Raw genomic sequence first — 4,545 nt, forward strand, 5'->3', positions numbered from 1 at the left:
TGCACACGAGTATTGAGCATAGTCGAGATTGGTGCAGACGACTCCTGATATTGGGCTGTCAGGAGCCGTATGCACACCAGGCGTTACATCCAGTCAGATGGTGCGGTCGTCTTCTGAAAACGACACTCGGAGCGGCCTTGCCTGACGTCCGGTTAGGGTATAGCTCAATATGACACATGGCTGCAAATCGCTAATTTTCCAACTATAAAGAGCTATGCTCTCAAGAAGCGGTTGCGCTAACCGATACAGTATAAATTGGGCCCCAAGTATTATTTTATTTGCACAAAGGTAATGATTATGTTTTTCAATAAAAACAAACAACTGCTGGACACAGAAAATAAGCTCTCAGAACTACAGCGGCAGCTTGATTCAATAAGTCGAAATGTCGCGGAAATCAGATTCAGGCCAGACGGGAGCGTAATCTATGCGAGCAATATCTTTCTAGAGATGCTTGGTTACAAACTCGAAGAAATAGCAGGGCAGCACCACAGAATTTTCTGCGAAAAGAATTATGCTAACACAGCTGATTATTCGCGCTTCTGGCAGAAATTGGCTGACGGCCATCTTCAATCAGGTTTATTTAGGCGGCTGCGCAAAGACGGTAACTTAGTATTGATTGAGGCTACTTATATTCCAGTTCAAAATCAAGATGGAAAAGTTATTGAAATCATTAAGATTGGCTCAGATGTCACTCAGAGAGAAAACGAGTTACTCTCACTAAGAGCCGTCCATGCAGCCATCTCCCGCTCGATGGCGGAGATCGAGTTCACACCTAACGGTGACATCCTGCATGCAAATGAGAATTTCCTCCGTGCTATGGGTTATCGCCTCAGCGATATCAAGGGTCGACACCACCGAATGTTCTGTTTCGATAATTTTTATCAAGAAAATCCAAATTTTTGGCAGAGTTTAAAGGGAGGAACTTTTTTAAGCGGGCAATTTGAGCGCAAGACCGCATCGGGAGAGACCATCTATCTTGAGGCCACCTACAACCCCGTCATTGATGAAGCCGGCCAGGTTGTGAAAGTGTTAAAATTTGCCACCGACGTCAGCTCGCAGAAGCATAAGGCTGATGAAATCCGTCAGGCCGCAGAGCTTTCCTTCACCACCGCCGAGGAGACATCTCAAATTTCCGTGCGGGGCATGGAGTCCCTTGCTAGTTCAATTGAACTATCTCAGGGTACATTTAATTTAATAAACGGTGCGGTTATTTCGATTACACAGCTAAATGCTCAGGCTAAAGATATCGAGAAAATTGTTACCATCATCCAAGGCGTGGCAGAACAAACTAACTTACTAGCACTTAACGCCGCAATTGAAGCTGCCCGAGCGGGTGAAATGGGCCGAGGCTTTGCTGTAGTAGCCGACGAGGTTCGTCAGTTGGCAGCTCGAACTAGCAGTGCCACCGTGGAAATCCAGAATGTGGTAACTGCTAACGGAAAGCTTACTCAGCAACTGAATATAGATATGAACAGCATCGCTAGAAGCGCCGAAGAAAACAACGATCAGATCGCAACTGTAACAACTATTATGCGTGAAATCAGTGACGGTGCAGACCATGTTGCCCGTACCGTATCGACGTTGTTCAAAGACAATAGCTAGTGTCCAGTTTTAGGCAAAATCAGGATCGGAACTTCGAGCCGCAGCGCTACAGAGCCAGAAGCCCAAACTTGGTGATGGCCATCGTGCTATGGAACACGATGTATCTGGAGTGCATCACTTGGGGCTGGTCGAGGCTGGCAAGTCGGTGGGCGGCGAGCTGCTGCAATACCTATTGCCGCTGGGCTGGGAGCACATCAACCTGACTGGCGATTACGTCTGGCGGCAGAGCCGCAGGCTGGAGATCGGGAAGTTCAGGCCGCTACGATTGCCCGGAAAACCTTAGCGTACGATTTTTTCCGAATTCTGCGGGCTCCCCTATCACCAGCTACGCTCGACCATCGCCCAAGTCGGTGGGAAGAAGGAATTGACCGGCCGCACCGACATCGAAATCGAGATCAGCAACCAGTGCGCCAGGCTGATCGGCAACGCGATCATCTTCTACAACTCGGCGATCCTGTCCCTGCTGCTGACGAAGTACGAGGCAGCTGGCAATGCCAAGGCGCTGGCGTTGATCACGCAGATGTCGCCAGCGGCCTGGCGGCACATCCTGCTGAACGGGCATTACACCTTCCAGACTGACGGCAAGTTCATCGACCTGGATGCGCTCGTGGCGGGACTGGAGCTGGGCTGACGGAAATTTCTGGGATTCCGGCGTACAACCCCATCAAGCGTGCAGAAGACATAGGCGCCCATGTCGAGGGAGCCATCTTCGCGAGTGATGTGGTTCTGCCAAGCCTTGGCCACGATCTCCTGCGGCACGTCATCCTCCGGCTTCCTGCGAGGCAAGTTCAGTTGCAACCAGTCCAAACTAGCCGCCACACCCTTACCCGCCGGGCTGAAGCCGAAGCGAATATGTTTCAATAAGTCAGGAAGGAAACGGCGCACGCTGCGGTAGCGCTCCTCCAGAGCGAGGTAAAACACATCGTTGGCCGGACGGATCAACGCATTGACCTCTTCCAGGGCTTTCTCCAGCGTGACACGTGGCAGGTCGTTGAACAGCCGGGCACGGACATTGTCATCGCTGATCGAGCTATCCAGCACGACCTTGCACGCAGCGGCGAGCATTGCCGCCGAGCGATCCAGGTCTTTTAGACTACGCAACCGAGCCTTCTTGTCAGCCTTCTCTGCGTTGTTGAAGATATCACGCAGTAGCGCTTCCAGAACTTCCAGAGCATCGTCGTGCGCACTGGCTTCCAAGGAAACCGCGAATGCCACCAACGTCGCCAACCGGCGCGACGCCGGCAGTCGATTGATGGCCGTGACCTTCGCGGTGTTGGCAAAGCGAGCCAGGGCGGCAATGCGGCTGGGAGGGATATGCGCAGCTGCCGGTAAGGCGATACCCAACCCGCGTACATCATCCAGCCGACGCAGCGCCCGAACCAGTGCAGGGCCACTGACCATCACCGGGCCGGAGCGTAGTTGATCCAGTCGGGAACTACGGTTGCCTTCGGCCACCAGAAGCAAGTCTTGTAGGTGCTGTCTTTGCTCCTCGGTCACGCTGCGGCCCAAGGTGTACCAGAGGCGTTCTTCAACCCGGCTACGCAGTTGGGCAATGAAGCGCTCTAACTGGGAAATTCCGGGCAATAGGACTTTCTGTGTGAGCAGCCATGAGGTAGCTCGTTCGAACAGCACGCCAGGACGATCAGTACCAGTCCAGCAAAGGGCATACAGCCATCGGCTCAAACGAAAGCCGATGCCTGGGTCAGTAAAGTGGCGATAGCCATAGCGCTCTTGAATATCGGCCGCATGTATCCAGCGACGATGATCGCTATAACGTACAAGACAGTCAGGGTCGGCGATTGCCAATTGCCGACAAAGCACAAGCAGGACTTCCACCGGCACAGCCGTGGGTTTGTCCGGCAAAACACCGACGAAGCGAACGGTAGTCAGCAGAACGGCATAGCCCAAGCGGTTATGGTTGCCCCGTAGTACCTGGACGGCTTCACGGTCTTCATCGCTCAGGTGGAAGTAGCGCTCCAGTTCATCACGGCTGGGCGCATCGATGTAGCGACCAAAGCCGTCGCGTTGCTCCTGAGTCAGAAAACCAACCGGCATCGATCACAGTACCTCGGCGCAGAACACGGCGGGGGTGACAATCCGCGTGCGTTCGATATGTCCGCGCTGCAAGAGGCCTGCGCGTCGATCACCGGTTACTAGGTAGTCCGCATTGCCCGCCAAAGCCATGGCCAGCAGAAAAGAGTCATCCGGATCATCGGCTTCAACCTCAATGGTCAACCGCTCCAATACCACGGCGCGTTGCAGGTTATTGATCATGGCCCCCACTTTGGCAGGCTGAAGGATGGCCTGAAGCTTGGGGTAACGACTGGCGCGACGAATTTCGTCGAGCTGTGCCCGTGAAGTCACCACCTCGAAGCGAGCTGAACGCCAGGCCCGATAGATCGCATCAGGAGACCCATGCGGTGAGATCAGCGCACTGAACAGAATGTTGGTATCCAATACAACCCGCATCAGCGCTTACGCGCCCAGTCGAGCGCTTCTTCAACCGCTTCGGTCAGTTCGGCCTCACTCAGATGGGCATTGGAAACCTTGGCCTGTTCGGCGCTCAGCTCCAGGATGTGTGCCCGCACCGCTTCTTCGATGAAGCGCGACAGGTCGCCCTTACGGCCACCGCCTTGGCTGGCCAGAAACATGCGAAGCGATTGGTCGGTGTCGGTGGAGACGGCGACGTTCCAGCGAGTGGTATTCATGACTTTTTCCAATGTTAGGTGTTTATGTGTTTATACACTCGATCCTCACTGCGCCGCAACGGTTCGATAAAACCCTCGTTTTATAGAACTTTAACGGAAGACCTGCCCAGTGTCGTTTTCAGAAGACGACCGCACCATCTGACTGGATGTAACGCCTGGTGTGCATACGGCTCCTGACAGCCCAATATCAGGAGTCGTCTGCACCAATCTCGACTATGCTCAATACTCGTGTGCA

General features: G+C 53.6%; 3 protein-coding genes and 4 pseudogenes. 4 read left to right on the forward strand and 3 right to left on the reverse strand.

Annotation, left to right across the window (positions count from 1 at the left end; all coding sequences use genetic code 11):
* Nucleotides 1-297 precede the first annotated feature (297 nt).
* The 4 genes and pseudogenes from AC19YX_RS35120 to AC19YX_RS35135 form a co-directional block, all read left to right on the forward strand.
* Nucleotides 298-1,056: pseudogene (locus AC19YX_RS35120) on the forward strand (PAS domain-containing protein); the annotation flags it as partial.
* Between the two features lie 87 nt (nt 1,057-1,143).
* Nucleotides 1,144-1,602, forward strand: a complete 459-nt coding sequence (locus tag AC19YX_RS35125; protein ID WP_275941885.1) for a methyl-accepting chemotaxis protein — start codon at nt 1,144-1,146, stop codon at nt 1,600-1,602.
* A gap of 20 nt (nt 1,603-1,622) precedes the next feature.
* Nucleotides 1,623-1,885 (forward strand): annotated as a pseudogene (locus tag AC19YX_RS35130) (Tn3 family transposase); the annotation flags it as partial.
* A gap of 33 nt (nt 1,886-1,918) precedes the next feature.
* Nucleotides 1,919-2,233: pseudogene (locus AC19YX_RS35135) on the forward strand (Tn3 family transposase); the annotation flags it as partial.
* Nucleotides 2,234-2,259: 26 nt separating this feature from the next.
* On the opposite strand, the pseudogene AC19YX_RS35140 reads toward AC19YX_RS35135, so the two are convergent.
* From AC19YX_RS35140 to AC19YX_RS35150, 3 genes and pseudogenes are all read right to left on the reverse strand, one after another.
* A pseudogene (locus AC19YX_RS35140) lies at nt 2,260-3,657 on the reverse strand (DUF4158 domain-containing protein); the annotation flags it as partial.
* Between the two features lie 3 nt (nt 3,658-3,660).
* Nucleotides 3,661-4,071 (reverse strand): putative toxin-antitoxin system toxin component, PIN family, encoded by a 411-nt coding sequence (locus AC19YX_RS35145; protein ID WP_017335986.1) that lies wholly within the window; start codon nt 4,069-4,071, stop codon nt 3,661-3,663.
* Nucleotides 4,071-4,310, reverse strand: coding sequence for a ribbon-helix-helix domain-containing protein (locus AC19YX_RS35150; RefSeq protein ID WP_017335987.1), 240 nt, complete (start codon nt 4,308-4,310; stop codon nt 4,071-4,073). Before AC19YX_RS35150 ends, AC19YX_RS35145 begins: the two co-directional genes overlap by 1 nt.
* Nucleotides 4,311-4,545: the final 235 nt, after the last annotated feature.

Source organism: Pseudomonas sp. MF09150, assembly GCF_059862355.1.